Genomic DNA, 1,209 nt, shown 5'->3' with positions numbered 1-1,209 from the left:
GCGACCGACCAGAATGCCAGAACTGAAGAAAGCACTTGCCAAGGGGCCATCCATACATGGTTCGAGGGCCATGCCGAACCAACAAACCTACTACCGCTGGCGGCGTGAGTTTGGCGGGATGAACCGCGATCAGCTCAAGCGACTGAAGGAACTCGAGAAAGAGAATACGCGGCTCAGGCGCGCCGTGTCGGATCTGACGCTCGACAAGCTGATCCTGACGGAGGGGGCAAAGATGAGGGGCGTGTAGCAAACCCTCCAGTGGAGGGTTTGTAGCCCGAACGCGCAGCCCTTCGGAGCTCGCAGCAATGTCGTCAGTGCATTGACCATGTCCGGCGGGAACTCGGCATCTCCGAACGCCGAGCCTGTCGGGCTTTAGGACAGCACCGGTCGACCCAACGCAAGATCCCGCTCGGTCGTCAGGACGAAGCCTTGGCTCGACCGCTGACATCACCGAACTGGCGCGGCAATACGGACGGTATGGCTATCGCCAAATCACGGGCCTGTTGGTTCAGGCGGGATGGTGCGTCAACCACAAGCGGGTCGAGCGCATTTGGCGACGCGAAGGGCTTAAATTACCACAGAAACAGAAGAAACGCGGGCGGCTCTGGCTGGCGGATGGCTCCTGCGTTCGGCTGCGGGCGGAGCGTCCGAACCACGTCTGGTCCTATGATTTTGTCCAAGACCGGACGGCGGACGGGCGGGCCTACCGCATGCTCAATATCGTCGATGAATACACCTAGGGCAGGTGCTGGTGATCCGTGTAAAACGCAAGCTGAACTCGGTCGATGTCATCGTCGCGCTGACCGATCTCGATCGTGTCCCAACTGATGGTGTAGCTCATAGCGGGCCTCGTGCTGACTGGCGGGCCGAGCTGATCAGTCGCGCTGCGCTGCAGGCAAGCTGACCACGACATCATCGCAGATTGGCGCCAGCGTTTCCAGTGTCATGTATCGACCGCGCTGGACGGTCCATTCCTCGGTCTGCTCCATCAGGATGGCCCCAACGAGGCGGCGGATCGAAGCCTCATTAGGAAAGATCCCGACCACGTCCGTACGGCGCTTGATCTCGCCGTTTAGGCGCTCAATCGGATTTGTGCTGTGTAGCTTCGTTCGATGCTGCTGGGGAAAGGTCATGTAGGCCAGCACATCCTCCTCGGCGCCGTCCATGAGGGTCGCCAGCTTTGGCAGTTTCGGACGCATCTGATCAGCG

At 60.3% G+C, this 1,209-nt stretch carries 1 protein-coding gene and 1 pseudogene; one reads left to right on the top strand and one right to left on the bottom strand.

Translation table 11 applies throughout. The features are described from left to right. Nucleotides 1–70: 70 nt before the first annotated feature. A pseudogene (locus tag VSX56_RS20615) lies at nucleotides 71–811 on the top strand (IS3 family transposase); the annotation flags it as partial. Nucleotides 812–875: 64 nt separating this feature from the next. Here VSX56_RS20615 and VSX56_RS20610 read toward each other — a convergent pair. Next, on the bottom strand, nucleotides 876–1,209 hold a 334-nt coding region (locus VSX56_RS20610), incomplete at its 5' end, for a transposase (protein WP_350938335.1).

Source organism: Thioclava kandeliae, from assembly GCF_040297545.1.
GTDB lineage: Bacteria > Pseudomonadota > Alphaproteobacteria > Rhodobacterales > Rhodobacteraceae > Thioclava > Thioclava kandeliae.
Note: the sequence above shows the minus strand (reverse complement) of the source record. Positions and strands in the feature narration are given on the sequence as shown.